Consider the following 25505-nt stretch of genomic DNA (forward strand, 5'->3'; position numbering starts at 1 on the left):
TCCTGCTTCGACGTTACCCTACACGTGTAGGAAATCGTGCACCTTGTAAAGTGATGGGCGTGGCAATACCCCTGAGCAGCGCCTCCGGCGACCGGCGCGTGCGCCGGACCCAGGCCGCCCTCGCCCGTGCCCTGATCCAGCTCGTCGCGGAGCGCGACCTGCCCCGCGTCACCGTCGCCGACGTGGCCGTGCGCGCCGGAGTGAGCCGCTCGACCTTCTACGACCATTACCGGGATGTGCACGAGCTGGCCGAGGCCGCCTGCACCGCGATGATCGACACCCTGATCGAGTCCCTGCCCAGCCCGCACCCCGGCACGGCCGACCCCGGGCCGGAGGCGATCCGGTCACTGGAGGAGTTCTTCACCAGCCTCGCCGAGCACGCCGGCCTCTACCGCGCCCTGCTCGGCCCGCAGGGCAGCGCCCGCGTCTGCGACCACATCCGCCGCCGCATCATCACGGCCATCCAGAGGCACCTCCACCCGCCCGCGCCACCGGGTGAAGACCGCACTCAAGACCGCGCCGAGCCGCGCGCCGACGGCTGGGCCGACGACCGCGTCGACGTCGCCGCCGCCTTCACCGCCGGGGCGCTCATCGGCGTGGCCACCGACTGGCTCCAGCGCGGCTGCCACCGCACCCCCGCCGACATGGCCGCCCTGACCTGGCCGCTGGTCGGCGCCCTCCAGCCGCTGTACGTCCCTGAGCGCGCCGATCAGGTGGAGTCGGGCCGGGCCCGCCACAGCAGGTAGACGAAGTACGGCGTGCCGATCAACGCCGTCACCAGTCCGGCCGGCACCTGCGCCGGCGCGATCACCGTACGGCCGAGCGTGTCGGCCAGGCTGACCAGCAGCGCGCCGAGCAGCGCGGCGACCGGCAGCACCCGGTTGTGGTGCGCCCCGACCAGGGCGCGCGCCGCGTGCGGGGCGACCAGCCCGACGAAGCCGACGACCCCCACCGCCGACACGGCCGTGGACGTGAGCAGCACCGCGCAGGCGAGCGCGGTCAGCCGCACCGGCTCCAGCGGCACGCCCAGGACCCGCGGCGTGTCCTCGTCCAGAGACAGCAGGTCGAGGTCCCGGCGCAGCCACGCCAGCAACGGCACCGTGACCACGAGCGCCAGCGCCACCGGGATGAGTTGCGCCGGTACGCGCCCGTACGTGGAGCCGGAAAGCCAGGTCAGCGCCTTGGCCGTGTTCCACGGGTCGGACAGCACGATGATCAGGACGATGATCGACGTGCACGCGTACTGCACGCCGACCCCGATCAGCACCAGCCGGTCCGAGCTCAGCCCGCCACGCCACGACAGCCCGTAGACCACGGTGAAGGCGATCAGCGCGCCCGCGCCCGCCGCCGCCGACATCGTCCAGATCCCGGCCATCGGCACCACGGTGAGCAGCGTGATCGCGCCGACCCCCGCCCCGGCCGTCACGCCCAGCACCCCGGGCTCGGCCAGCGGGTTGCGGCACACGGCCTGCACCGCGGCCCCCGCCACGGCCAGCGCGACCCCGGCCAGCGCGGCGGCCGCGACCCTGGGCCACCGCTGGTCGAGCACGAACGTCAGCGCCCGCCCGCTGCGCCCCTGCAGCCAGTTGACCACGTCGCCGGTCAGCAGCCACCGGTCACCACCGAGCAGCCCCAGCACCAGCGCCCCCACCAGGAGCACCACACCGGTCGCGACCACGGCCAGGAAGGCCCCCCGCGACCGCGACGCGCCCGTGCGCGCCTCCGGCGGACGCCGGGTCGGCCCCGCGTCACGGTAGCGACGCGCCAGCCAGATCATCACCGCCGCGCCGAACACGGTGGTCACCACGCCCGGCGGCACCTCCACTCCCGCCTGCGCGCCCAGCACGGCCCGCAGCGCGATGTCCGACCCCAGCACGACCAGCACGCCGACCAGCCCGGCCAGCGGCAGCATCGTCCGGCTCCTGTGCAGGCCGGGGATCGACCGGGGGAGCAGGCGCACGATCACCGGCGCGCACAGCCCGACGAACCCGATCGGCCCCGCGATCGTCACCGCCGCCGCCGCCAGCAGCACCGCCAGCATGGTCAGCCACAGCCGCAGCCGCGGCACGTTCACCCCGAGCACGGTGGCGGTGTCGTCGCCCAGGCCGAGGATGTCCAGCCGCGGCCCGGCCAGCACCGCCGCGACCAGCGCCACCGCGATCACCGGCCCGAGCTGCGTGACCGCGACCAGGTCGGTCTGGACGAGCGAGCCGCTGCCCCACGCGAACAGCCCGGTCGTCTCCTGCTCGAACAGGATCATGAGCAGGTTCGTCAGCGAGCTGAGCGCCAGCGCGGTGGCCGACCCGGCCAGGATCAGCCGCGTCGTCCCCGTACGCCCGCCCGACGACAGCGCCAGCACCAGCGCGGCGGCGGCCAGACCGCCGATCAGCGCCAGCACGCCGGAGACCGGCACCGGCAACGCCAGCCCGACCACGCTCCCCGCGACGACCGCCAGGTAGGCGCCCGCGCTGACGGCCAGCGTGTCCGGCGAGGCCATCGCGTTGCGCGCGATCGCCTGCAGCAGCGCGCCCGCCACGCCCAGCGCGACGCCCACGCAGACCCCGGCCAGCAGCCGCGGCAGCCGCGAGGCCAGCAGCACCCGGGCCGCCTCGTCGCTGCCGCCGAACGGCAGCGCCAGCAGGTCGAGCGCGCCGACCGCGGAGGTGCCCTGCGTCACGTGCACGGCGGCCACCAGGACGACGGCCGCCAAGGTCAGGAGAAAGACCCCGGCGGTGCCCAGCCGCCGCAGCGGCGTGTCGGGCACCGACGGGGTCAGGACTTCGGTGCTCAACCGGTGAACGCCTTGACCAGCGCGTCGGCGTACTGCTGGGCGGAGAGCGGCCCGCCGAACGTCCAGATGCCGTCGGGCATCCGGGTGACCTGCTGCTTCTCCACGAACGGCAGCGACTTCCAGATGGCGTTCTTGGCCAGGCCGTCGGCGAAGACGTCCTCGCCGTCGGAGGCGTTGTAGAAGAAGCGGGTCTCGGGGTCCTTGAGCACGGTCAGGCCCTCGACGTCGGTGGTGCCCAGGCCCCACTGCTTGTCGACCTCGCCCTTCCAGGCGTTCTCCAGCCCGAGCTGACCACCGATCTCGGACACCAGCGAGCCCTTGCCGAACAGGCGGATCGAGATCGAGCTGCCCTGCTTCCACCCGTCGGCCATCACGAACGGCTTGCCGGCGCCGCCCGCGGCCTCGATCTTCGCCTTGCCGCCGGCCAGCGCCGCGTCGAAGTCGCTCAGCAGCTTGGCGCCCTCCTCGGTCTTGCCGACCGCCGTCGCGATCATGGTGACGTCCTCGCGCATCCGCTCCAGGTTGCGCGTGGCGTCGCTGCCCTTGGCCACCAGCACCGGCACGAACTTCTCCAGCTGCGCGGCCAGCTCCACGTCGTCGGACTCCATGACGACCAGGTCGGGGTCGAGCGCGCTGATCGAGTCGACGCTGGGCTCCTGCCGCATGCCGACGTCCTGCACCGAGGGGTCGAGCTTGACGGCGGTGTCCCAGACGGCGAACCCCTTCACGTCGGCCGCGCCCACCGGCATGACGCCCAGACTGGCCAGGATCTCGGTCTCGGCCCACTCCAGGCTCACGACCCGGGTCGCCGGCTGATCGAGCTTGACCTCCTTGCCCCGGCTGTCGGTCACGGTCACGGGGGCCGCCGACGGCTCCGCGCTCGCCGACGCCGCCTGCTCGGGTACGGGTGCTTCGGTCGTGCCGCAGGCGGCGAGAAGGGCGATGGCCGCGATGGCCGTCAGGGCACTGCGCATGGTGGTTCCTGTCATGTCGTTGCGATGACGCTCTTGCTGTGCCGGCCGATCGGCCGGGTGGTCACGGTCCCGCTCACCGGGTCATGGCTGACCTCGATGCGGATCCCGTACGTGTCACTGAGCAGGTCCTCGGTGAGGACCTGCGCGGGCGGCCCGTCGGCGCGGACCCGCCCCTGGTGGAGCAGGACGACGTGGTCGGCGATCTCGGCGGCCTGGTTGAGGTCGTGCAGCACGACCCCGATCGCCACGCCGTGCTCGTCGGCCAGGTCGCGCATCAGCTCCAGCAGCTCCACCTGATAGCGGAGGTCGAGGAACGTGGTGGGCTCGTCCAGCAGCAGGACGCCGGTGTCCTGCGCCAGGCAGGTGGCGAGCCAGACGCGCTGCAGCTCGCCGCCGGACAGCTCGTCGACCGGCCGCTCGGCCATCGCCGTCACGCCGGTCAGCTCCATCGCCCGCGCCACAGCGGCGGCCCCGTCAGGATCCGCCGCCTTCCAGCGCTTCCGGTACGGGTGCCGCCCGTACCCGACGACGTCCGACACCCGCACCCCGCCGGGCGTGGGCCGGCTCTGCGCCAGCAGCGTCACCCGGCAGGCGAAGTCGCGCGCCGACAGCCCCAGCGCGTCGGCGCCGTCGCCGAGCGTCACCGCGCCGCTGTCGGGCCGGTGCAGCCGGGCGAGCGCGCGCAGCAGCGTGGACTTGCCGCTGCCGTTGGGGCCCACCAGCGCGGTCACGTGGCCAGGCCGCAGGGCGATCCGGCCGTCGTGCACCACGGTGGCGCCGTGATAGCTGAGGCACAGCTCCGCCCCGCGGAGAGAGATCTCCTCGGTCATGGGGATAAGGTTAGGCTAACCTTGCTGATCGCGCTACGGCGGGGCCGCCGGGAATCGAAAACGCCCCCCGGCAGGCCGGGGGGCGTCACTCTGACCTCGTTCAGAGGGTCACACGAGCCAGGAGCCGGTGCACGTGGCCGGGCTCCCCCCGAGGATGGACGCCTTCGCGCACGCCTTGTAGAGGCGGCCGGCGATGGCCCGGTGCGCGGGAGAGTAGGTCGTGTTCTTGATCCCCTTGCTCTGGCTGTCCCACTTCCCCGTCTTGGGGTTGTAGACCTGCAGGATGATGCGGTGGCTGTCCGCGTCGGAGTCCTTGGGCGCGCGGGCCCAGAGATAGCTGTACGACCCCCACTTGCCCGAGCGAAGCTGGATCGTGAAGCTGCCCCCGTTGCCGATACGGACCGACTTCGTCTTCAGGGTCCCCACCTTCGTCGCGTACTTCGGCGCCGATGAGCTCCAGTAGCTCGACGCCGACGCGGGCGTCGTGCTCAACAGGGTGACCCCCGCCACGGCCGCGGCCACGGTGATACGTGCCAGTCGCATGTTGCCCCTTCATGGTGTTCGACTCGCTGACGTCGAAGACCCTAGAGACCGGCGGTATAGAGGCAGTATGTCCACGCGTACCGGCCCGGCCGGATCTTCGCGGTGGCCCGCACGACCACCTTCCGCCCTTCGTGGGGTGTGACTACGACGCCAAGAGCAGATGCCTCACCATGACGCTGGAGAGCGGCATCATGGGGAAGTCGCGGCCCCGGTGTGGCCCGCCGGCAGCAAGCCGGTGATGCGGCAGGGGAAGCGCGGCGTCGAGGTGCCCCACGCCGGCACGATTCTTGAAGGCGAGCGTCTGTACGGGGACTCGTACGCTCCCCACACCACCGACGGCTTCGACCACCTCAACCTGCCCGATGAGTGCGTTCCGCCGAACCGCGGCTACCTCTTCATCACCCCGGACCAGCGGCTCCTGGAAGACCCCTAGGTCATCACGCCAAGACTCCGCTCCCTCTGAATCCGCTGCCGCCGTGGGATCGTCAGGCACAGTATGTTCACCCGTACGTGTCCGCACTTGGGGGGAGCGTCATGAAGAAGGCTCCGTTGATGGTCGCGCTCCTCGCCGTGTCGGCCTGCGGTGCGCAAGGTGTGCTCAGCCAGGCCGCCATCGACCAGGCCCTCGGCCAGGGCACCGATCCGGAGCTGATCTACGTCGTGGATCTGCCCGGGTACGAGCTGCAGGAGCAGTCCGTCGGCGCGGTGGGTGAGGAAGGGTTCGGGGGCTTCTATGTCTCACCGGACGGCAAGCAGGTGCAACTGCGCGTCGACCGTGGCGCCTTCGACGACGCGGTCTGCCGCGAGCGGCCCGTCACCGACGCCGAGCCGGTCGATGCTCCTGTGCGGTGCACGCCTGATGAGGTCGGTTGGTATCGGGAGGCGGCCGGGCGGCATGAGTACGTCGCCGTCAAGGGTGATGCCTTTCTCCTCCTGGCGGGGAAGGTCACCGACGTGAACCGGGAGACGCTGAAGACGGCGGTAGCCAGTGCCCGTCAGGCGGCCGTGACCGCGTCGCCCTCACCATGGCGTAGTCCGGTCGAGCGCGGGGACCTGCCGACCACCGGGGACGGGGCTCCGAACAACGAGGTTGGGCCGGGCGGGTGACCACGCGAGCGGGCCGCTCCTGAGAGATGAAGCGCCATGGCGAGAACGGGACCACGATCAACCCTCGCTCGCCCCACAAAGGCCTCGATGCGGCACCGTTATGGATCAGCCCTTTCTTCTATTTCGGCGCGCCAAATTGACGGCCAGCGAATGGTAGTCGGGGGAACCGCGCGAGGTGCCCGTTTCTTCCTCATTTGGAAGCCCGCGTGGGGCGATTGGCGGTAGCATCCCCACGCAGATTCGTTAGCAGAGTGGCGGTGACGTGGTGACTGAAACGGTCAACCTTCGCATGGATGGAGATTTCGCCGAACAAGAGCTTCGGTCGCTCTACGACTGGCTGATGAGGGATATCGAAGCTCTTGACTATATGGACGTGAGCCTGAAGTCGAAGGATCCAAAGCCTGGCGAGATGGGTGACGTACTCGACCTCATCGCCCTAGCTGTGACCAGCGGCTTGCAATGGCCGGCATTCATCGAGACACTATCGCGGTGGCGCGGTACGCGGCGTCACCTTCCAAAGGTCACGATTGAACGCGGAGGGACAACCGTCGTCGTGTCTGAGGCAGAGTCGGCGCTCATTGTCCAGATTCTCAAAGCGATGGAGGATCACGATTGAACCTCCCTGACCCTTTGACGTCGCGTGCTGTGTTGATTGGCACAAGCGAGTACACCCATCTCAGCCCTCTCCCTGCCGTCGCCAACAACCTCAAGATCTTGGGTGGGTTGCTCCAGCGCTCTGACCTGTGGGGCCTACCAGCAGAGCATTGCACAGTCGTCCATAACCCCGCGTCGGTAGAAGCGATGATGGACCCGCTGTACGACGCTGGAAAAGAGGCTAAGGACACTCTTATTGTGTACTTCGCTGGCCACGGGTTGATGCATTCTGTGGAGAGCGATCTCTACCTCACTCTGGTCGACTCGCACCGGGATCGTATGTACAGCGCGGTGGCCTACGACACCGTACGAAACGAGCTTCGGGCGAGTTTGGCGCGGCGTAAAATCATCATCCTCGACTGCTGCTACAGCGGACTTGCGCTTGGGTTGATGGGTGGCGAGGACCCTGTAGAACGGGTGGCTAACAGCACCCGCATCACGGGCTCGTACATGATGACAGCGACGACCGAGAACAAGACTGCGCTCGGTGGTCTGGACGACTATACGGCCTTTACTGGCGAGCTGATCCACCTCATACGCGAAGGGATCCCCGAGCAGCCAGAGTTTCTAGACCTGGACACGGTTTTCAAGCATGCGCAGGAGTCGCTGCGAGATAAGGGTCTGCCCGTACCACAAAAGCGGGAGACTAACTTTGCAGCTCACATTGCGCTGGTACGCAACCGTGCCCATAAGAATCAGAAGCGCCTCGTCCTCAAGGAGTTCTACGGCCCTATCGACGGCATCCACTCAGGTACCCTCTTCCATAACCGCCGTGCCCTACATGAAGCGGGTGTGCACCGGCCGCTGCAGGCGGGCATCTGTGGCACAGCTGAGCGGGGTGGCGCGGAGTCTATCGTGGTGTCAGGTGGATACAAGGATGACGAAGACTACGGGGATGTGATCATCTACACCGGTCATGGAGGGCGTGATCCTAATACCGGTGTGCAGGTCAAGGATCAGTCGGCCGACGATCCGGGTAACGCTGCCCTCATCAAGAGCATCATGACTGCCCTCCCAGTTAGGGTTATTCGTGGGTCTGGTGGCAGTCCGGAGTTCTCGCCGGCGGCCGGTTACAGCTACGACGGTCTCTTCACCGTCGCTGACTACTGGACCAAGCGCGGCACCGACGGGCCTACAGTGCTCCAGTTCCGGCTTGAACGGATAAATGACGGCTCTTCCCACAAGCCCTCAGCACGCCATCTGAGCCGCAAGCTTCCACCAGGGCGGCGGGAAGAGGTTGCCCCTGGTATCTACGCAGACCGGTTGCTGGCGACCGAACTCAAGCAGATGTACGACCATGCCTGTCAAGTGTGTGGCGTGGTGCTCGAAGTGCCAGGCGGCCTGCGGTTTGCCACCACGGTGCACATCCGAGGGCTAGAGCAACCTCACCTGGGGCCCGACGATAAGGCCAACCTGCTGTGCCTCTGCCCCAACCATCGAGACCTTTTCAAGTATGGGGCGATCACCATTGAAGATGACTTCAGCGTGATTGATCACACGGATGGCGAGCCGATCGGCAAGCTGACGCTGAAGCACGACATCGATCGTGATCACATTCAGTATCACCGTCAGCACCACACCCTCGGCCACCGGCGGCTCTGGGACGAACTGGACTAGCGCCGTAGCATCGCGCGGCAAGAGAAGCCGGCAGGATGTTGTGCACCGGCGGTTCTAGACGGTTTTAGACTGTTGCGAACGACTAATCGGACAGCGAGAGCAGACCGGTCCGCTCGGTGATGGCATGGATCTCGGAAAACGGTGGGGCGGCAAGTCCGTATCGACCTCGGGCCGGATCATGCTGCCTAGCGCGGGATGAGCCAAGTTGGCGGGCATCCGACGGCGTGCCGTAGTGCAGATCGTCGGAGTACCGATGTCCAGGTCGCGTGCTACGCCGATAGCTATGCGACCAACTCTGGGTATATCCAGCACTTGCGCATGGACGCAAGCGTGTCCCACACGCTCTCGCACGCCACTTCCTCGTCAAGTGACGGGAACCCATGACTCCGCATCGCCCCGACCCGGGCGCGCCCACCGCTGCCCATAACCGTGGCTGCAATCGCCCCAAATCACCGTATAATCGACCCAAGCTCTCAAGATCATCTCACGGTGCCCTCTGCCCGAGGGGCTTCTGACGGGGCCGGAGACCGAGAAGGGATCCGATGTATGGCGTACTGGTGGGTGAATCAGTCGCATTCGTATGGTCAGGAGTTAGAGGCCGAGATGCTCTGGGCGCCTACCCGAACCGAGAAAGGCCATCGCCAGTCGCACTGGGAAACCATGACGGAGGTGCGTCCAGGCGACACGGTGATCCACTATGCCTCCCAAGTGAGAGCGCTTAGCCTCACGACAACCGCCGCGATCCCGGCGCGACGCCCCAAAGAGATCCCAGGTCTCTGGGGCGTGGAAGGTAGACGCGTGCGGACCATCTACCGAGAGGCATCACGGGGAGTGCCGTTGGCAGATATTCCGCATGTCTGGCGCACTGACCACTCCCTGCGTGGGCCCTTCAATCGCAAGGGCGGCGTGAAGCAAGGTTATCTATTCCGGGTAGACGAAGTATTTTTTGAACGATTTATTGAACGTTTTGGGCATCGATTTTCGGACGCCCCGGTCGTGCTATCTGCAGAGGCGAAAGATAGTGCCCCAGACTTACTTCGACGCTTACTTGGTCGTGAGATCACAACCCTTAAAGGGGGCCGCAGCCGAATCATCGATATACGGCCTCCGTACGTTCTAGTGGCGACGGAACGCTCGCCGAAAGGTGAACAGATTTTGATCGCTGATGTAGAGGTTGCACTAGAAGATCTCCGTGCTAGAGGTCGCGTGCAGATTCACCCTACTGAGGTCGGAGACTACAGTGCCTTTATTGAAGCGCTCTTGCTTACTCTTCCAGGGGTTGAGGCGATAGATGGGACACCGCCTGTAATCGCTGTGCGCTTTCCTGCTGTTTCTGGTGCGTCGACGAGCTCCGGAGAAGCACTCACGTACGAGGGTGATCTGAATCGTCCGGTGACTGCAGCACAGCGCCGTGAACAATCCGCTCTGCGTCAGCTTTTGTTCGGTGCTGCTGACACTGCAGCGTGTGCTCTTTGTGGTAAAATCTATCCGATCCGCTTTCTCATCGCTGCGCATATTAAAATGCGGAGCCTGTGCAGTGACGAAGAACGCCGCGACTTGGCCAACATTGCCATGCCTGCATGTCAATTTGGTTGTGATGCCCTCTATGAAGCCGGCTATATCTCTGTCGACTCGAATGGCGTGATCGTATCATCCGCGGTAGAGGAAAATAGTGCGCTTTCTGAGCGTCTCAAGAGCCTGACTGGGCGCCTCTGCCTTTCGTTTTCAGATGATAGTCGTCGCTACTTTCAATGGCATTTATCTACTCGATTTCGTGACTGATGCTGGAAGTGACTCGTCGCGTTTCCCTAGAGCTCTCCCGCATTCCATAATCAGTGATTTGGAAGACCGCTTCGTGACTCGCGATCGACATGCCGGGTTCGAAGCTATCGCTCGGTAAGTTCGCTTCCCCTGTCAGAATCGAGTCCCACATCCGCTCCGCCTCACGTCGCGACCAGGGGCCGGCGTAGGCGACCCGTGGGGGAGTGGTCTGGTACGTCCGGCGGATCAGGTACATGCCGCCGGACGCGAGCAACTCATACACGATCGTGCGGCACGAGCAGGTGTAGCCCAGGACTCGCGAGCGAAACGGCTGTGGGCCTCTCCAGTCGAGTTCGACCGCCGGCCGAGCGCTGCGACCGGGTGGATGTGGGGCGAGCTGAGGGCAGGGCCAGTCGTAGATGTCGTTCATGTTGATCCAACCGAACGCGCGATTCGCTCAGCCGCGTCGTCGGTGCCTACGCGTACCGACTGCTTGCGGCCGTGGCCCCAGGCGTAGAACCAGACGCCTTCTCGCTCGATCACGGTGATCTTCAGGCGCCCGGTCGTTTGGGGGATCACGAGGGCGGGTTCTGTGTACGTGAGTAGCTCTATCAGCGACCCCATGTCCATCTGGCGCAGATTCCAGGCGAGCTGCACCAGGTAGAGGTACTGCTGTCGGCGGGCGGTCATCACGGCAATCCCCTTCTTGTACGAGGTGGGGAGGCAAGGGAACTAGCACTGCGTAACGGAGTGACTACGCAACATGATGCATGTGCTGCGATGCGAACGCAACATGTTGCATCCACATCGCTATGAAGAATCTCCGCTACGCTTTGGCGCATGCCTCTGCCGAGACAGGCGCCCACCGCTCGCCTGCGGCGTCTTGCGATGGAGCTGCGGCAGCTACGAGAGCGGATGGGCCTCTCGCGTGAGCAGGCAGCCGACGCCACCGAGATCAACCGCGCCACCCTCTACCGCATCGAGACCGCCCAAGCGAGACCTCAGGTGAGAACCCTGCGGGCGCTGCTCGACGCATATGGCGTTCCGGCCGCGCGCCAGGACGAGTTGGTGACGATACTCAAACTGGCCAAGGAGGAGAGCTGGCTGCATGCCGCCTCTGAAGGGTTGCCCGATCAGTACGCCACGTACATCGGATTCGAGAACGAGGCCAAAGGGCTGCTGAACTACGAGTCGTCATTCGTACCTGGTCTTCTCCAAACCGAGGCGTACGCACGCGTCGCGATCCCCGGCGGCGATCCCGAGCTGCCTCCGGATGAGGTTGAGAACAGGGTGGAGGCGCGCATGGCGCGTCAGGCGAGGCGTGACCCGTCCCTGGACCTTCGTGTGATCATCGACGAGGCTGTGCTGCGTCGCCAGGTCGGCGGTCCCAAAATTATGAGTGACCAGCTGCAACGGCTGATTCAGGAGAGCGAGCAGCCGCGTGTGACCTTGCAGGCGATCCCTTTCGAAGCAGGCATACATCCCGGAATGCATGGCTCGTTCGTCATCCTGCAGTTCGGTGAAGGCGTGCACGACGTGGTCTACATAGAGACGAGCGCGGCAGATCTCTTCTTGGAGAGAGACAAAGACCTGCGACGATATAGCCTGATATTTGAGCATCTGCAGTCTGCCGCGGTCAGCCCAACAGAAACTCGTGATCTGATGGCGCGCCTGCTCGCGGACATGAGGTGAGAGGAGGCGTAAGAAGATGGATCTTTCTCGTGCCGAATGGCGGACCAGCAGCTTCAGCGGTTCCAACGGCCAGTGCGTGCAGGTTGCCTTTCTCGACGGTGGCGACGTAGCGGTCCGCGACAGCAAGAATGCTGAGGGACCGGCGTTGATCTTCACGCCGGGGGAGTGGAGGGCCTTTGTGGACGGAGCCAAGGGCGGCGAGTTCGACCTGGCCTGACCTGTCGGCGCCGCTGCGAACTTCCTGACTACGGCCCCCATGTACACCGGTTCATGACGGGATGATCGGCGGCTGCGCCGATGCCGCGTTCGTCAACGCCCGGGCGGTGGCGTGGACGGCCCTGAACTGAGAGGCGTCCCAGATCATGTGCAGTCCGTGATGGTTATAGAGGGTGAGGCGCCCGTATCTCATCACGGGAAGCTGCCGGTTGTCCTTGAAGCGACGGTCGGGCCCTCCTTTGACGTTCACGTACTGCCAGGTCCGGTCCACGATCTCACCGTCGCGGGGGAGAGCGCCCTCCTCGATGACCCGCACCGCCTCGGCCGAGAGTTCCAACTGCTGGTAGGGGATGTCCGCGTAGTGCTTCCCCTCCCGGAGAAGCACCCGGTCGGGGAGGAAGTGGACGGATCTTTCGCCCGAGGTCAGCGTCGGAATGGCGACGTTGGTGACCAGGATTCTTGGTCCGTTCATGCTGGCCGCAGCCGCCCGGCGGCGGTGAAGGGTCGACGCGCCGGCATTCACCTTGTACTGGTACGGCGTCTGCACGGCACCGGATGCGGTGATCAGCCAGAAGCCTCCGACCTGTTGCAAGGCTCCGACGGCCTGTACGAGGTCGTCGAATCGTCGCGCCATGTCGTCGTTGACGTCGTACATGACGACGACCGACCGTCTGGCCCGGTCGCGCATCGCCAGCCAGACGATCGCCGGGACGCCGACGAGGATCAGGAGCAGGCCCCAACGTCCGAGGATGAGGCCGAGAACAAGGAGGGCGCCGAGGGCGAATGGCCAGAGCGGTCGTCGGCGGGCTGCGACCTGGATTTGGTTGACCAGATCGCTGCGGTTGCCGGCCACGAGTTCTTGGACTGATGCTCCGGTTACGTCCTCCATCACCACGGAACTGGACGGGGGGATGTAGGGCCGTGGGCGCGGCGGCGAATGAGGCGCGGGCTTGCCGATCGTGCTCTGGTAGTAGATTCCACCGCGGCCCATGTGCACGTAGTTGCCTCGCGGGCCGGTCCCCACTCTGAAACCGGGAACGCCTACCGAGACTCCCATGCCTGATGGGGACATGGTGAAACGGAACGGTCCAGCGCGCAGGCTCGTACGAGTGTAGAAGCCCATGGGCTGTCCTTATCGCTCGGGGGTGATTGGACTTATGCTGATTTATGCGGCTCAGCGCGTCACATTGCCGAACGCAGGATAGCCCAGTTCTAGGTGCCTATGTCTGGCTAGGTAAGGGAAATGGACCCCGTGAACCTTGAGAATGCGGAATGGCGCAAAGCGACTGCCAGCGGCGACAACGGGCAGTGCGTTGAAGTGGCGACCAACCTTCCTGGTGTCGTCGCCGTACGCGACAGCAAGAACCCCCACGGCCCTGCGCTGATCTTCACGCCGGGCGAATGGAGGGCGTTCGTGGGCGGTGTCCAGGACGGCGAGTTCGACCTGGCCTGACCTACGTCGGCTTCCGGACGCTCGACTGGGACCACTCCCGGAGGGGTACGCATGGCAGCCTGCTACCGGATGTCCGGTCGGGCTGCCTACGCGTCGAGGGCGCACTCAGCGGATGCTTCACCTTCGGTCCGGTCCACGGTCCGTCGAGACATCAGTGTCACCTCTGCCTGCTTGAATCGCATGATCGCCCGGGGTGAAGGGACAGGCATCATGGCGGAGCTCATCAAGCACGTGGTGGTTGATATCAGAAGCGGCTGGAATGGGCCGATGGTGGTCGACCCCGCCGTCCTCGCCGGCGAGGATCATGCTCCTTGGGATGAGGAGTGGTCGCCGTCCGGGTTGGATGGCTGGGCGCGAGTGGGACGCAATGCGGTGGTCTTCCACAAGCACGCGGACATAGACGCTTGCATCCGGCTCGAATTGTGGACTGACGAGCCTTCCATGACGCAACCGATGTGGGATCGCATGTGGGCCGGCGAGATCTACCTTCGGTCGGGGCAGCTCCAGATCCACGATTTTTATGAGGCATGGTCAAGGGGGGACGTGTTCGACCTGGGGCGGCGAGACGCCACCTGGTCCGTACGGATCCAGCACAGGAGACTGGAAAACGACGAGGAGCCGGACTTTCCGCGCGACATTTACCAGGTGGATGTCTTCAAGCTGCAGTTCTGGAAGCCTGAGGCTTGAGCGTCACAGGCCGATGTTGGCCTTGTCGCCCATGTACGACCCCGCCCCCGGCCATCCGGCCTGGGCCAACTCCACGAACCGCGAGCCGAACCCCAGCCCCGGCAGCTCGGCCAGCGGCACGAAACGCACGCCCCGGATCCGGTTGGTGTCGACGCCCTCGGTGACGATCCCCAGAGTGCCGCCCACACGGGTGACCTCGAACGTCATGTGGATGACGTGAAGGCCGCCGCCCGGAAAGTTGTCGCACACGTACAGCAGCCGGCCGGCCTCCACGTCCAGCCCGGTCTCCTCGCGCATCTCCCGTACCAGCGCGTCGGCCAGCGGCTCGCCCGCCTCGACCCGCCCGCCGGGCAGCGTCCAGGAACGGGCGTCGGTGTCTTGATCCAGCAGGAGGATCCGTTCGTCCTCGATGAGGATGCCGGTGACTCTTACGATGATCATCCGAGCACCCTAGCCGACGCCCGCCTGCCGACGAGCAGCAGCAGTCCGACGGCGGCCAGGATGCCGACGGCGATGGCCGGGACGAGTGCCCCGAAGCCCAGCCCGGCCGCCACCAGGCCGAACAGCGGCGGGCCGAGCAGTGATCCGAGGCTGCCCGCCTGGGCGACCACGCCGTTGCCGACGTCCGCGTGGTCGAGGCGCTCCAGCACCAGCGGCAGGGCGGCGAAGCCGAGGGCGCCCAGGAACCCGTTCTCGATGGAGACGATCGCCGCGCCCGCCAGCGCGGCTGAGGCCGAGCCGTGGTCGCCGAACAGGAGCCAGGCGGCCGGGAGGGTGAGCAACCCGGTCAGGGCCAGGATGCCGACCGGGATGCCCCGGCGGAGCAGCACGCCCACGGCCAGCCCGCCGATCGCGCTGAGCACGGAGATCACCGAGGTCAGGGCGCCCGCGGCGGCGGCCGAGTAGCCCTGCTGCTCGATGAGGAGCGTGGGCAGGAGGACGATCACCGGGAGGGTCACCAGGATGGCCAGGCAGAAGGCCGTGGCGAGCACCAGCGGCCACCACAGCGCCCCGGCCCGGGGGAGAGGGCCGGCCGCCTGCCGTCCGGACCCCCGCGGCAGGCGCGCCCAGAGGACCAGCGCCATCGCCAGCGTCAGACCGGCGACCAGCGCGATCCAGCCGCGCCAGCCCAGAGCGGAGGCCAGCGCGCCGCCCGCGAGCGTGCTCGCCCCGAGTCCCATCGGGACGAACGTGGCCCAGATCGACAGGGCCGTGCCCCGGTCGCGTCCGGTGGCCAGGCGGACGACCAGGGCAGGGCAGGTGATGATGATCAGGAGATAGCCGATGCCCTCGGCGACCCGGGCGGTCAGCAACCAGCCGAAATCGGGCGCGGCCACGCTCGCCGCGCTCGCCGCCGCGGTCAGGGCGAGGCCCGCGACCAGTGACCGCTCCGCGCCGATGCGGCGTACGAGGTAGCCGGCGGGCAGACCGGCGGCGGCGCCGACGCCGACGACGGCCGAGATCACCCAGCCCAGCTGCGACAGTGACAGCCCGAGCTCGGCCGCCACCTCCGGCCCGACCGGGGAGAACTTGCCGAAGCTCATCGCCGCGACGACCCCGCCGAGGTAGATGACGGCGATCGTCAGCCACGGGGTGCGTCGTGCGGACTCCCCGGCCGGCTCGGACGTGTCCGGCATCGAGGGAGAGTCCATCGGGCTCCTTGTGTCGTCGCGGGCACGTCTCCAGGCTCGATCATGGCTCTGCCGGTTGCCCGGTTCAACCCGTTTGTCTCCACCTGGATCTCCACCGTGCGGAGGTGTGGGCGCCACCGAATCGTCCGTACGGTTCCGTCCATGTACGGACGAGAGATGAAAAAGGTCATCGATCGGGTTCTCGACCTGAATGGGGGAAAAGTGGGCGGAAAGTCTATAGTCGCGTTGGTTGTCGTGGGCCTGATCGTCCTGGGGGGATTCCTCGCCTACCGGCTCCTGGTGTTCGAGCTCATCGCCAACCTGCGCCGTTAGCGTCGCCGTACCGAGGAGCTCCTGCATGATCGACGCCGTACGCCGGGTGGGACGCCCGTCCTGGCTGGGCCATCTGTCGCCCGGGTGGCGGGTGGAGCGGCTGATCGGCACGGTCATGATGGTGGCCGCCCCGCTCACCGCGCGGCCGGACGGGCTGAGTGGCCCGACTTGGGCGCTGGCGGGCATGAGCCTCGCCTGCTGGCTGGTGTTCGTTTTCCTGGAGCGCAGGGCGCCCGCGTTCGCCCTGGTCGTGGTGGGCGTGTCGGCCCTGGCCGCGGCGGCGGCCGTGGGGCCGAGCGCCGACGGAACCGCGATGATCATGGCGTGCGTGGGGCTGGCGGCGTTCTCCATGCACACGCGGCCCGGCCCGCTGGTGATCATCATGGTCACCAGCGCGGCGGTGGTGGCCGCCGTGCTCTCGGAGCGGTCGGCCGGCGACGCGCTGGGCAACGCCGCGGTGATGCTGGTCGTCGTCGTGCTGGGGCTGAGCCGGCGCCAGTACCGCGTACAGGCCGAGCACGCTCAGCAACTGCTGGAACAGACCCGGCGCGCGCAGGCCGGGCACGCCCGCGCCGCGGCGCTCGACGAGCGGACCAGGATCGCCAGGGAGCTGCATGACGTGCTCGCCCACTCCCTGGGCGCGCTGAGCGTGCAGCTGGAGCTGGCCGACGCGCTGCTGAGCGACAAGGGCGACCTGGAAAACGGGCTGGACCGGGTCCGCCGGGCCCGGAGACTGGCCACCGAGGGCCTGGCCGAGGCGCGCCACGTCGTGGCCGCGCTGCGCGACGACGTCCCGCCGCTGGCCGAGGCGATCGCGCAGCTCGTGGCGGCGCACGGCGACGACCACTCCGGGACGATCGGTTTCGAGGTCGGCGGGACGCCGCGCTCGCTGTCACCCGCGGCCGCCGTCTGCCTGCTGCGCACCGCGAGGGAGGCGCTCACCAACGCGGCCAAGCACGCGCCCGGCGCCCCGATCACGGTCAGGCTCGACTACCGGGACGACGCCGTCAGCCTGGTCGTACGGAACGGCCCGGCGGATGATCAGCCGGTGCCGCAGGGAGGATACGGTCTCGCGGGGATGCGTGAGCGGCTCGCCCTCGCGGGCGGGCGGCTCTCCGCCGGAGCGGTGGGGGAAGGTGGCTGGCAGGTGGTCGCGGAGGTGCCGGCGTGATCAGGGTCTTGGTCGTCGACGACCAGCAGATCGTACGAGAGGGTCTCGTGGCGCTGCTCGGGCTGCTCGACGACATCGAGGTGGTGGGCGCGGCGGGCGACGGCGAGGCGGCCCTGAGCCTGCTGGCCGAGATCCCGGCCGACGTCGTGCTGATGGATCTGCGGATGCCGGTGCTGGACGGGGTCGAGGCGACGCGGCGGATCGTCCGGCTGCATCCGGGGGTAGCGGTCCTGGTGCTGACCACGTACGCCGACGACGACTCGATCGTCTCGGCCCTGCGCGCCGGCGCCCGCGGCTACCTGACCAAGGACGCCGGGCGTGCCGAGATCGCGGCGGCCCTGCGTTCCACCGCCTCCGGGCAGTCCACCTTCGACGCCGCGGTGTCGCGGCGGCTGGTGACGGCGATGCTGGGCACCGTTCCGGCGGAGCGGTGGAACAACCCGCACGGGCTCACGCCTCGCGAGGTCGAGGTCCTGCGGCTGATCACGGAAGGGCTGAGCAACGCCGAGATCGCCGCGTCGCTGTTCATCGGCGAGACGACGGTGAAGACGCACATCAACAACGTCTTCACGAAGATCGGCGCCCGCAGCCGGACCGACGCGGTGCGCTACGCCCACCGTCACGGCCTGGCCGACGGCTGAGCTGCGCCGGTGGAGCCTTCCAGGAGCGCCGTGCCCAGGGGAGTGAGCGTGTGCAGGACCGCGGTGCCGTCGCGGCGGGTGTCGATCAGTCCCGCCTCTCGCAACACCGTCGCGTGACGGCTGGCCGCCGTGGGTGAGATCCGCAGCATGCGGGCGAGCTGCGTGGTCGTGGCGCTGTGGTCGAGCGCGTGCAGCACGGCCGAACGGTTCGCGCCCATCAGCGCGTCGAGGTCGGCGCGGCGCTCGGCCGCCGGCCGCCACCGGTGCCGTTGCTCGATCGGGTAGATCAGCACGGGTGGCAGCTCGGGGTCGGCCAGCGTCATGGGCGTCCGCTGGCAGAAGTACGACGGCACCAGCCGCAGGCCGCGCCCGCCGAGCACCAGATCCCGGTCGACGACGTACTCGGTCTCCAGGACGGGCGGCGTCCAGTTCATGAGCGGCGCGAACCCGGCGAACAGCCCTTCGACCCCTCCTCGGAGCAGGCCGCGGGCCCGGCAGGCGCGGTCGGCGGCGATGGCGGAGCCGGCGAGTTCCCTGAAGGGGGCGACGGCCGCCTCGTAGTAGTCGCGCAGTGCGACTCCCATCTCCTGGAGTGTGGGCCCGTTTCCCTGGGCGATGGGGCGTACCCACCCGGGCAGGGGCCGGTGGCGGGCGAGCAGGCGCAGCTCGGCGGCCAGTCGCCGGGTGGGGGTGCGGAGCAGTGCGGCCAGGCCGCTGTCCAGTCCGAGAAGTCCTTCGTACGGGGTGAGGAAGTCGGGGAAGTAGGGCCCGGCCGGAACCAGCACGTCGAGCAGGCGGGCTCCGCGCCGCATCCGGGAGGATCTGGCCGGGTCGGCGTGCAGCTCCTCGAACCAGGGCCGGAAGGCCGGCGATCGCACCCGGTCCCGGAAGCGGAACCGCGTGAGGATCATTTCCCACAGGGGGTCGGGTTCGTCGGCGAGAGTGACGCGCGTCAGGTCTTCAGCAGTGAAATGGATCCGCAGAGTCCCCATTCCGGCCCCGATGTTTGACAGCCCTTGTCATCCGGCACGACACCATGGTGAGAATCTCCAGTCAAGCAGTTTTGAGGCTTTTGTCGTTTTTGCGGTAGAGCGCAAAGGCTCTTTCGACCCTCATCCTCCGGGGTCACGATGGAGGGCGTCTTGATCCGTTGATCATCGCGACACGATGGAGGAATCGCCTGTGAAGATCGCCCGTCGTCTGTTAACCGCCGTGTCCGCGCTCGCCCTCGTCATGACCTCGCCCGGCGTCGCCGCCCCCGCTCACGCCGAGCCCGTCCAGGTCAAGCCCCTGTCCGTACGGAGCGTCGCGCCGATGGGCGCCGAGGCCGCGGCGCTGACGGCGAAGGCCCGCGGCGGCCAGGCCAGGTCGGCGCTGGCGGCCCGCCCAGACCGGCCCGCCAGGACGCAGGCCGCGCGGTCGTTCTACGAGCTCCAGCTCAACCTGTGCAACAGCGGCAAGGCGGGCTGCTACGCCGGCGGCCAGTCGATCTACGAGGGCGGCGACCTGATCTACTACCTCGCCCCCGACCTGGTGACGCTGAACGAGATCTGCTCCGTCGACCTGCCCAACTACCTCCAGCCGTCGCTCGCCGAGGCCTGGCCGAACGACTGGACCTACTCCGTCTTCTACCCGGCGCTCGACAAGCCGACGGGCAACCCGATCACCTGCACGAACGGCGGCACCTACGGCAACGCCGTCCTCGGCCGGGTCCCCGCCGCCCTGTGGCAGGGGGCCAACGGCTGGGTCGGCGAGTACACGACCCAGGACAGCGGCAACGAGGTGCGCACCTTCGCCTGCGCCTACGCGGTGGGCGACCACCTGTCCTGCGCCACCCACCTGAGCGCGAACAGCGAGCCGATCGCGCTGAACCAGTGTCAGGCCCTGATGTTCAGCGCCGTGCCCTACATCAGGTCGCAGGAGGGCATCTCCGGCAAGACGGTCGTCGGCGGTGACTTCAACCTGGAGTACGACACCTCCGACCCGGAGAACGCGCAGAACTGCGTCCCCAGCGGCAACACCCGCAAGGGCGACGGGGACGTGCAGCACGTCATCTTCAGCAACGACTTCACCTTCGTCAGCCGGAGCCTGTACGGGCTGACCTACACCGACCACGACGGCATGCTGATCCGCCTGACCAAGCCGTGACTCCGTCCCGGGTCTGACGGCGGATCCCAGGTGTGTCCTCTGAATGCCCGGCTGCTGTCCTGTCTGTGATCGGAGCGAGAGCGTTATTTTTCTCGCGACGGCCGTTGCTCATCGCAGGAAATTCAGCGCAAAATCGCAAGGCGGGAGAGGGAAGATGAGGAAAACGACCTGGGCTGCCGCGATCGCCCTGACGGCCGGTCTTCTGGCTGGTGGGGCGCCCTCGGCGGCGACGGCGGCCTCGCCGACGGACAACGGGGTTCACAACACCAGCACGATCGCCGTCGGCGCCGTCCAGACCTGGATAACGAACGCCTGTGTTTATCGGCAGGGTTGTTACGACGCCCTGATTCCGGCCGGGCGGTATTCGGGCTGGCGGTACACGGCCGCCGTCTACTTCGGGGACAACTACTGCCTGAGAGTCCGCGCCTGGCAAGCGGGAGGTGGTCTGGGGCCCGTGACGATCACCGGCGAGGGGCCCGCGTACTTCGTGTTCAACAGCGTCCACCCCGGCTTCGACGTGCGGGCGGTGCCGATCAACCACGCCGACTGCCACAGCGCGGCGGCGACCTCCAGCGGCGACGCGGGAGAAGTCGTCCAGGCCGGGCAGTGACATAACCGGGTGCGGGACCAGACGTCCGCGTCCGCTGCGAGATCATCACCGGCCGTGGCCGGGTGGCGAGCATGGACCGCCGCCCGGCCATGTGCTGGTGATTCCACGCGCCCACGTGGCCGGGACGCGTGCACTTCACGACGGTGGCCCCGCCGGGGCTCGAGTTCGTCTGGCAGTACCGCCCCGGAGACCTCGATGGAGAGGGCCGCAAGCGTCGCCGAAACTTTCTGCCTCGTTCTTGACAATTTTCGGCGGGATATCCAGACTGATTGCCCCAAGTGATCTCTCCTATCGGCGCGGTCATCGCCGGTCTACGAGGAAGAGAAGATGCCTGACAGCGACAGAGGGACAGACCCGCCGGCCCCCGCAGGCTCAGATGCTCCGATCTCGAGGATTAATCGCCATATTCCTCATCCGGCTCGGATCTATGACTACCTGCTCGGCGGCAAGGACAACTTCGACGCCGATCGCAAAGCCGCCGAGGCGCTCATTGAGTTGTCGCCGGGCACCCGCGAGGGCGTGCGCGCGCATCGTGCCTTCCTGGGCCGGGCGGTGCGGTATCTGGCGGACGAGGCCGGCATCACCCAGTTCCTGGACATCGGCACCGGGATCCCCACCCAGGACAACACCCACACGATCGCCCAGCGGGCCGTGCCCGCGGCCCGTGTGGCCTATGTGGACAATGACCCGATCGTTCTGGTGCACGGTCGGGCTCTGCTGACCGGTGACCCCGCGGGCATGACCGACATGATCGAGGCGGACCTGCGGCAGCCGGAGAAGATCTTGGACGATCCCACGGTCCGGCGCGTGATCGACTTCACCCGTCCCGTGGCCGTCATCCTGGCCGGGGTCATGCACTTCATCACCGACCAGGAAGATCCGTACGGGCTGGTCGAGCAGTTCAAGGCCGCGGTGCCCGGCGGCAGTCACCTGCTGCTGTCGCACATCACGCTCGACTTCGCCGACCAGGTGCGCCGCGAGGACTTCACCAAACCCTACGACAACAGCTCCGCCCCCATGGTGCCGCGCCGCCACGACGAGACGCTGCGGTTCTTCGCGGGCTGGGACCTGGTGGATCCGGGCCTCGTCGAGGTGGTGACGTGGCGGCCGGATCCCGTCGACGACCGGGAACCGATTCCCGGCGGCCATGCCTGGGCCTACGGCGGTGTCGCGATCAAGCCTGTGATCAGCCTTGCGCACGCTGAAGCGCACGGGCCCTGACATCAACGGGTGTTTCGGCATGGACGCGTTCGTTGGCTGGATCGGCTCGGGCGGCCTGAGAAGCTGTGACCCATTTCGCTCCTGACGGCCGAGCCGCATCACCTCGTAAACGCCTCTCGACGTTGCCTCGATCCTGGCGTACCGTGAGGAAAATTCTCAATAGGAGGGGCCGTGGTATACGAATTCTCGCTTCCGCCGGAGAAATACGGATACGACGGGTATACGCGGGAGGCGTGCCAGAAACGCACAGACGAAAAAATCGACGCCCACTACAACATCGCCACGTTCTTTTTCGTGCAGAGGCCAGGAGTCACCACGACCACCGCGAACCCCGGTCGCACGATCAGCAGCACGGGGATCGGCGTATACAGAACCGTGGGAACTTACGTTCAGCACCACGTCAGGGTCAACGAAAGCCACTCCGAATACCAGTTCATCAACCACGTCCTGCCGCCGGTCGACGACGGGGTGTTCCCCGCCCAGTGGGTCCTGTCCTGGGTCTACACCGAGCGTCCGGCCTGCCCGGACGCGTTCTGGGGAAACAAGTACGTGGCGCCGGGGTGCAAGACGCTGATCCAGCAGATGGAGAACCTGCAGCGCCAGCGGAGATGGGACGGAGAGACCAAAGAGGGTTACGCGCTGCGCGATGACCTGCGGGTCGAGATATTCTCCACGTTCACCGAAGGCTTTTCCGAGATCAACAGGGCGGTGGCTTTCAACCCGATCTGGCAGGACGTCCGTGACGATCTGGCCGAGAGGCTCGAGAAGCTCTATGAGGCCGACTATGACGCCGCCCACGACACCGAGGAGTTCGACCAGGAGTGGTATGACGCCATTCCCCGGCTGGCCCGTGAGCACGCGGAGAGAAGCCTGCCGTTGTTAGGTGACTATTTCCTCACCAAGAAGGACGGTGCGACCTTCCGAAAGGCCCTGAAAGAAGAGGCGGACCGGATCGTGGCCGAGTTCCACGAGAGCGACTCGGACGACACGATGGAAACCTGACGTGCCGCGGCACCCGCGCATGCGGCGGGCGTGACCTCGGCATCGTCAGTCCATGACCGGTACACGGCGATGCTCCGGGTACGTGCGTGGCATGAAAGCCATCAACGTGTGTTTCGGCATAGACGTGGACGCGGTCGCCGGCTGGATCGGCTCGTACGGGGGCCAGGAGTCCCCGAACGACATCCAGCGGGGTGTCTTCGCGGCCGAGGTGGGGACGCCGCGGCTGCTGCGGTTGTTCGCCCGGGAAGGCATCAGGACGAGCTGGTTCGTACCGGGGCATTCGGCGGAGTCGTTCCCGAGGCAGACGCACATGATCGTCGAAGCCGGGCATGACGTCGGCGCGCACGGCTACATGCACGAGAACCCGGTCGCGATGTCCGCCCAGCAGGAGGAGGACGTGCTGGCGCGCAGCGTCGAGCTGCTCGACAAGGAGTTCGGCGTCCGGCCGAGCGGGTACGTCGCGCCGTGGTGGGAGATGTCGGCGCGCACCATCGACCTGCTGCTCAAGTACGGGTTCAGCTACGACCATTCGCAGTCGTACCGGGACTTCCAGCCCTTCTACGCCCGCCGGGGCGAGGAGTGGACGCGGATCGACTACGACAAGGACGCCTCGACCTGGATGAAGCCGCTGGTCCACGGCGAGGAGGTGGATCTGGTCGAGTTCGCCGCGAACTGGTATCTGGACGACCTGCCGCCCATGATGTTCATCAAGAACTCGCCGAACAGCCACGGCTTCGTGAACCCGCGCGATCTCGAACAGCAGTGGCGCGACCAGTTCGACTGGGTCTACCGGGAGCTCGACTACGCGGTCTTCCCCATCACACTCCACCCGGACGTGAGCGGCCGGCCGCAGGTGCTGCTCATGCTGGAAAGGCTGATCCACCACATGCGCGGTCACAAGGGCGTGAAGTTCATGTCGTTCGCCGAGGCGGAGAAGGACTTCCGGGCCCGCTACCCGTTCAAGGAGCGGGCGCGGCCGGCCGACGTCCACTGAGCCGGGGCCATACTGGCAGGCATGAGCTGGACCCCTGAGCCGCCGGTGAACGCCCTCCGCGACGGCATCACCCACGGCTGAGCCGGGATGAGCCCATCGCCCGCGCGTCTGCGCGCCCGCATCGACGACGCCCCGATGTCCCGATCGCAGTGGTCGGCGATCGCCGTGTGCGTCCTGCTGAACGTCGTCGACGGGTTCGACGTGCTCGTCATGTCGTTCACCGCCGCGGCCGTCTCCGCCGAGTGGCGGCTGTCGGGGACCGAGCTGGGCCTGCTGCTGAGCGCCGGGCTGGTCGGGATGGCGCTGGGATCGCTGTTCCTCGCGCCGGTCGCCGACCGGACGGGGCGGCGGCCGCTGATCCTCGCCTGCCTGGCGGTGTCGTCGTCCGGGATGCTGCTGTCGGCCCTGGCCGGGAGCGCCGTCCAGCTCGGGCTGCTGCGGCTGGTCACCGGGGTCGGCATCGGCGGCGTCATCGCCGGCAGCAACGTCATCGCCGCCGAGTACGCCAACCGGCGCTGGCGCGGCCTGGCCGTCAGCCTGAACACCGCCGGTTACGCCGTCGGCGGCACGGTGGGCGGCGTCATCGCCGTGGTCCTGCAGAACGCGTCGGGGTGGCGGTCGGTGTTCGCCTTCGGCGGGGTCGCCACCGCGCTGCTCGTCGCCGCCGTTGTCCGGAGGCTTCCCGAGTCGCTCGACTTCCTGCTCACGCGGCGCTCGCCCGGCGCCCTCGACAGGCTCAACGCGCTGCTGGCCGCGATGCGGCAGCCGCCGCTGCGGTCGATGCCCGAGCCGGACGCGCCCGCCGGGCGAGCGCCCGGGCTGCGGCAGCTCCTGTCGCCCGCGCGGCGTCGTAACACGCTGCTCACCTGGGCCGGCTTCTTCACGAGCATGTCCGGCTTCTACTTCGTGGCGAGCTGGACGCCCAAGCTGCTGGTGGAGGCAGGGATGTCGGCCACCGAGGGCATCACCGGCGGGTCGCTGCTCAACCTCGGCGGCATCTTCGGGACGACGCTGCTCGGCCTGCTCGCGGCCCGGTTCGCGCTCCGGCGCGTGCTGCTCGGCTACGTGCTGGCCTCGGTCGCGCTGCTGGCCCTGTTCGTGCCCGCCATGTCGGTGTACGGACCGGCGCTCGCGCTCGGCGCGCTCATCGGGCTGTTCGTCACCGGGGCGGTGGCGGGCCTGTACGCGCTCACGCCCTCGATCTACCCGCCGGAGATGCGGGCCACCGGCGTCGGCTGGGGCATCGGCGTCGGCCGCGTCGGCGCGATCCTGTCGCCTCTGGTCGCCGGTCGGCTGCTGGACGCCGGGTGGGGGCCGGGCGGGCTCTACCTGCTGGCCGCGGCGGTGCTCGCCGCCGGCGGGCTGGCCGTGGGCGCCTTCCGCCTGGACGCGGGCTCGCCCGTACCCGTGAAGACGGAGGCGTGACCGC

Annotated in this window: 28 protein-coding genes; 19 read left to right on the top strand and 9 right to left on the bottom strand. The window is 67.5% G+C overall.

The window, feature by feature from the left end:
• Positions 1 to 59 precede the first annotated feature (59 nt).
• The gene (locus KME79_RS17090; protein ID WP_308248943.1) at positions 60 to 746 is read left to right on the top strand and encodes a TetR/AcrR family transcriptional regulator; all 687 of its coding nucleotides are present in this window, start codon (positions 60 to 62) and stop codon (positions 744 to 746) included.
• Here KME79_RS17090 and KME79_RS17095 read toward each other — a convergent pair.
• From KME79_RS17095 to KME79_RS17110, 4 genes are all read right to left on the bottom strand, one after another.
• Complete coding sequence (locus KME79_RS17095) at positions 710 to 2791, bottom strand: iron ABC transporter permease (RefSeq protein WP_219545263.1); 2082 nt, start codon at positions 2789 to 2791, stop codon at positions 710 to 712. The two genes, KME79_RS17090 and KME79_RS17095, sit on opposite strands and share 37 nt — an antisense overlap.
• Entirely contained in the window at positions 2788 to 3765 is a 978-nt protein-coding gene (locus KME79_RS17100) for an ABC transporter substrate-binding protein (RefSeq protein WP_219545264.1), read from the bottom strand. Before KME79_RS17100 ends, KME79_RS17095 begins: the two co-directional genes overlap by 4 nt.
• A gap of 11 nt (positions 3766 to 3776) precedes the next feature.
• Complete coding sequence (locus KME79_RS17105; protein WP_219545265.1) at positions 3777 to 4595, bottom strand: ABC transporter ATP-binding protein; 819 nt, start codon at positions 4593 to 4595, stop codon at positions 3777 to 3779.
• 108 nt (positions 4596 to 4703) lie between these two features.
• Positions 4704 to 5138: a hypothetical protein gene (locus KME79_RS17110; protein ID WP_219545266.1), complete on the bottom strand. Its 435-nt coding sequence runs from the start codon at positions 5136 to 5138 to the stop codon at positions 4704 to 4706.
• Between the two features lie 238 nt (positions 5139 to 5376).
• Between KME79_RS17110 and KME79_RS17115 the strand changes: the two genes are divergently transcribed.
• The 5 genes from KME79_RS17115 (at position 5377) to KME79_RS17135 (ending at position 10298) form a co-directional block, all read left to right on the top strand.
• Positions 5377 to 5571: a hypothetical protein gene (locus tag KME79_RS17115; RefSeq protein WP_219545267.1), complete on the top strand. Its 195-nt coding sequence runs from the start codon at positions 5377 to 5379 to the stop codon at positions 5569 to 5571.
• A 101-nt stretch (positions 5572 to 5672) separates the two neighbouring features.
• A complete protein-coding gene (locus tag KME79_RS17120) occupies positions 5673 to 6245 on the top strand; it encodes a hypothetical protein (RefSeq protein WP_219545268.1) in 573 nt (190 codons plus the stop codon).
• Positions 6246 to 6510: 265 nt separating this feature from the next.
• Entirely contained in the window at positions 6511 to 6861 is a 351-nt protein-coding gene (locus KME79_RS17125) for an effector-associated constant component EACC1 (protein WP_219545269.1), read from the top strand.
• Between the two features lie 29 nt (positions 6862 to 6890).
• The gene (locus KME79_RS17130) at positions 6891 to 8516 is read left to right on the top strand and encodes a caspase, EACC1-associated type (RefSeq protein WP_308248948.1); all 1626 of its coding nucleotides are present in this window, start codon (positions 6891 to 6893) and stop codon (positions 8514 to 8516) included.
• A gap of 798 nt (positions 8517 to 9314) precedes the next feature.
• Positions 9315 to 10298 (top strand): hypothetical protein, encoded by a 984-nt coding sequence (locus tag KME79_RS17135; protein WP_219545271.1) that lies wholly within the window; start codon positions 9315 to 9317, stop codon positions 10296 to 10298.
• Between the two features lie 405 nt (positions 10299 to 10703).
• Here the strand turns inward: KME79_RS17135 and KME79_RS17140 are convergent, their stop codons facing one another.
• Positions 10704 to 10970, bottom strand: a complete 267-nt coding sequence (locus KME79_RS17140; RefSeq protein WP_219545272.1) for a hypothetical protein — start codon at positions 10968 to 10970, stop codon at positions 10704 to 10706.
• A 147-nt stretch (positions 10971 to 11117) separates the two neighbouring features.
• Between KME79_RS17140 and KME79_RS17145 the strand changes: the two genes are divergently transcribed.
• Both KME79_RS17145 and KME79_RS17150 read left to right on the top strand, forming a co-directional pair.
• Positions 11118 to 11969: a helix-turn-helix domain-containing protein gene (locus KME79_RS17145; RefSeq protein ID WP_219545273.1), complete on the top strand. Its 852-nt coding sequence runs from the start codon at positions 11118 to 11120 to the stop codon at positions 11967 to 11969.
• A gap of 16 nt (positions 11970 to 11985) precedes the next feature.
• Positions 11986 to 12186 carry a DUF397 domain-containing protein gene (locus tag KME79_RS17150; protein WP_219545274.1) on the top strand — a complete coding sequence of 67 codons (201 nt, stop codon included), beginning with the start codon at positions 11986 to 11988 and terminating at the stop codon, positions 12184 to 12186.
• Between the two features lie 51 nt (positions 12187 to 12237).
• On the opposite strand, the gene KME79_RS17155 is transcribed toward KME79_RS17150, so the two are convergent.
• Positions 12238 to 13308: a DUF4236 domain-containing protein gene (locus KME79_RS17155; protein WP_219545275.1), complete on the bottom strand. Its 1071-nt coding sequence runs from the start codon at positions 13306 to 13308 to the stop codon at positions 12238 to 12240.
• A gap of 120 nt (positions 13309 to 13428) precedes the next feature.
• Here KME79_RS17155 and KME79_RS17160 point away from each other — a divergent pair, with 120 nt between their 5' ends.
• Together KME79_RS17160 and KME79_RS17165 are read left to right on the top strand one after the other, a co-directional pair.
• Entirely contained in the window at positions 13429 to 13638 is a 210-nt protein-coding gene (locus tag KME79_RS17160) for a DUF397 domain-containing protein (protein WP_219545276.1), read from the top strand.
• A gap of 210 nt (positions 13639 to 13848) precedes the next feature.
• Entirely contained in the window at positions 13849 to 14325 is a 477-nt protein-coding gene (locus KME79_RS17165) for a hypothetical protein (RefSeq protein ID WP_219545277.1), read from the top strand.
• A 3-nt stretch (positions 14326 to 14328) separates the two neighbouring features.
• On the opposite strand, the gene KME79_RS17170 is transcribed toward KME79_RS17165, so the two are convergent.
• Entirely contained in the window at positions 14329 to 14766 is a 438-nt protein-coding gene (locus tag KME79_RS17170; protein WP_219545278.1) for an NUDIX domain-containing protein, read from the bottom strand.
• Complete coding sequence (locus tag KME79_RS17175; protein WP_219545279.1) at positions 14763 to 15977, bottom strand: MFS transporter; 1215 nt, start codon at positions 15975 to 15977, stop codon at positions 14763 to 14765. The genes KME79_RS17170 and KME79_RS17175 overlap by 4 nt, the downstream gene beginning before the upstream one ends.
• 141 nt (positions 15978 to 16118) lie before the next feature.
• Here KME79_RS17175 and KME79_RS17180 point away from each other — a divergent pair, with 141 nt between their 5' ends.
• Genes KME79_RS17180 through KME79_RS17190 form a run of 3 tightly spaced genes read left to right on the top strand, consistent with a single transcriptional unit; the run spans position 16119 to position 18101 of the window.
• Positions 16119 to 16289 carry a hypothetical protein gene (locus KME79_RS17180; protein ID WP_219545280.1) on the top strand — a complete coding sequence of 57 codons (171 nt, stop codon included), beginning with the start codon at positions 16119 to 16121 and terminating at the stop codon, positions 16287 to 16289.
• 25 nt (positions 16290 to 16314) lie between these two features.
• Positions 16315 to 17460, top strand: a complete 1146-nt coding sequence (locus KME79_RS17185) for a sensor histidine kinase (protein WP_219545281.1) — start codon at positions 16315 to 16317, stop codon at positions 17458 to 17460.
• The gene (locus KME79_RS17190; RefSeq protein ID WP_219545282.1) at positions 17457 to 18101 is read left to right on the top strand and encodes a response regulator transcription factor; all 645 of its coding nucleotides are present in this window, start codon (positions 17457 to 17459) and stop codon (positions 18099 to 18101) included. The genes KME79_RS17185 and KME79_RS17190 overlap by 4 nt, the downstream gene beginning before the upstream one ends.
• Here the strand turns inward: KME79_RS17190 and KME79_RS17195 are convergent.
• A complete protein-coding gene (locus KME79_RS17195; RefSeq protein ID WP_219545283.1) occupies positions 18080 to 19012 on the bottom strand; it encodes an ArsR/SmtB family transcription factor in 933 nt (310 codons plus the stop codon). The two genes, KME79_RS17190 and KME79_RS17195, sit on opposite strands and share 22 nt — an antisense overlap.
• Positions 19013 to 19313: 301 nt before the next feature.
• Here KME79_RS17195 and KME79_RS17200 point away from each other — a divergent pair, with 301 nt between their 5' ends.
• The 6 genes from KME79_RS17200 to KME79_RS17225 all read left to right on the top strand — a co-directional run bounded on the left by KME79_RS17200 (position 19314) and on the right by KME79_RS17225 (position 25501).
• A complete protein-coding gene (locus KME79_RS17200) occupies positions 19314 to 20249 on the top strand; it encodes an endonuclease/exonuclease/phosphatase family protein (protein ID WP_219545284.1) in 936 nt (311 codons plus the stop codon).
• A gap of 154 nt (positions 20250 to 20403) precedes the next feature.
• Positions 20404 to 20859, top strand: a complete 456-nt coding sequence (locus tag KME79_RS17205) for a hypothetical protein (protein ID WP_219545285.1) — start codon at positions 20404 to 20406, stop codon at positions 20857 to 20859.
• Between the two features lie 327 nt (positions 20860 to 21186).
• Entirely contained in the window at positions 21187 to 22080 is an 894-nt protein-coding gene (locus KME79_RS17210) for an SAM-dependent methyltransferase (RefSeq protein ID WP_219545286.1), read from the top strand.
• A gap of 171 nt (positions 22081 to 22251) precedes the next feature.
• Entirely contained in the window at positions 22252 to 23082 is an 831-nt protein-coding gene (locus tag KME79_RS17215) for a hypothetical protein (protein WP_219545287.1), read from the top strand.
• Between the two features lie 91 nt (positions 23083 to 23173).
• A complete protein-coding gene (locus KME79_RS17220; RefSeq protein ID WP_219545288.1) occupies positions 23174 to 24076 on the top strand; it encodes a polysaccharide deacetylase family protein in 903 nt (300 codons plus the stop codon).
• Positions 24077 to 24163: 87 nt separating this feature from the next.
• Positions 24164 to 25501: an MFS transporter gene (locus KME79_RS17225; protein WP_148033164.1), complete on the top strand. Its 1338-nt coding sequence runs from the start codon at positions 24164 to 24166 to the stop codon at positions 25499 to 25501.
• Positions 25502 to 25505: the final 4 nt, after the last annotated feature.

The organism is Nonomuraea harbinensis, assembly GCF_019396385.1.
GTDB lineage: Bacteria > Actinomycetota > Actinomycetes > Streptosporangiales > Streptosporangiaceae > Nonomuraea > Nonomuraea ferruginea.

What these genes read in the sequence shown, in the direction of transcription:
- KME79_RS17210 (WP_219545286.1), top strand. Translation starts at nt 21,187, where the DNA reads ATGCCTGACAGCGACAGAGGGACAGACCCGCCGGCCCCCGCAGGCTCA.
- KME79_RS17195 (WP_219545283.1), bottom strand. Translation starts at nt 19,012, where the DNA reads ATGATCCTCACGCGGTTCCGCTTCCGGGACCGGGTGCGATCGCCGGCC.
- KME79_RS17165 (WP_219545277.1), top strand. Translation starts at nt 13,849, where the DNA reads ATGGCGGAGCTCATCAAGCACGTGGTGGTTGATATCAGAAGCGGCTGG.
- KME79_RS17150 (WP_219545274.1), top strand. Translation starts at nt 11,986, where the DNA reads ATGGATCTTTCTCGTGCCGAATGGCGGACCAGCAGCTTCAGCGGTTCC.
- KME79_RS17180 (WP_219545280.1), top strand. Translation starts at nt 16,119, where the DNA reads ATGTACGGACGAGAGATGAAAAAGGTCATCGATCGGGTTCTCGACCTG.
- KME79_RS17100 (WP_219545264.1), bottom strand. Translation starts at nt 3,765, where the DNA reads ATGCGCAGTGCCCTGACGGCCATCGCGGCCATCGCCCTTCTCGCCGCC.
- KME79_RS17110 (WP_219545266.1), bottom strand. Translation starts at nt 5,138, where the DNA reads ATGCGACTGGCACGTATCACCGTGGCCGCGGCCGTGGCGGGGGTCACC.
- KME79_RS17225 (WP_148033164.1), top strand. Translation starts at nt 24,164, where the DNA reads ATGAGCCCATCGCCCGCGCGTCTGCGCGCCCGCATCGACGACGCCCCG.
- KME79_RS17175 (WP_219545279.1), bottom strand. Translation starts at nt 15,977, where the DNA reads ATGGACTCTCCCTCGATGCCGGACACGTCCGAGCCGGCCGGGGAGTCC.
- KME79_RS17205 (WP_219545285.1), top strand. Translation starts at nt 20,404, where the DNA reads ATGAGGAAAACGACCTGGGCTGCCGCGATCGCCCTGACGGCCGGTCTT.
- KME79_RS17120 (WP_219545268.1), top strand. Translation starts at nt 5,673, where the DNA reads ATGAAGAAGGCTCCGTTGATGGTCGCGCTCCTCGCCGTGTCGGCCTGC.
- KME79_RS17160 (WP_219545276.1), top strand. Translation starts at nt 13,429, where the DNA reads ATGGACCCCGTGAACCTTGAGAATGCGGAATGGCGCAAAGCGACTGCC.
- KME79_RS17155 (WP_219545275.1), bottom strand. Translation starts at nt 13,308, where the DNA reads ATGGGCTTCTACACTCGTACGAGCCTGCGCGCTGGACCGTTCCGTTTC.
- KME79_RS17220 (WP_219545288.1), top strand. Translation starts at nt 23,174, where the DNA reads ATGAAAGCCATCAACGTGTGTTTCGGCATAGACGTGGACGCGGTCGCC.
- KME79_RS17145 (WP_219545273.1), top strand. Translation starts at nt 11,118, where the DNA reads ATGCCTCTGCCGAGACAGGCGCCCACCGCTCGCCTGCGGCGTCTTGCG.
- KME79_RS17170 (WP_219545278.1), bottom strand. Translation starts at nt 14,766, where the DNA reads ATGATCATCGTAAGAGTCACCGGCATCCTCATCGAGGACGAACGGATC.
- KME79_RS17185 (WP_219545281.1), top strand. Translation starts at nt 16,315, where the DNA reads ATGATCGACGCCGTACGCCGGGTGGGACGCCCGTCCTGGCTGGGCCAT.
- KME79_RS17115 (WP_219545267.1), top strand. Translation starts at nt 5,377, where the DNA reads ATGCGGCAGGGGAAGCGCGGCGTCGAGGTGCCCCACGCCGGCACGATT.
- KME79_RS17105 (WP_219545265.1), bottom strand. Translation starts at nt 4,595, where the DNA reads ATGACCGAGGAGATCTCTCTCCGCGGGGCGGAGCTGTGCCTCAGCTAT.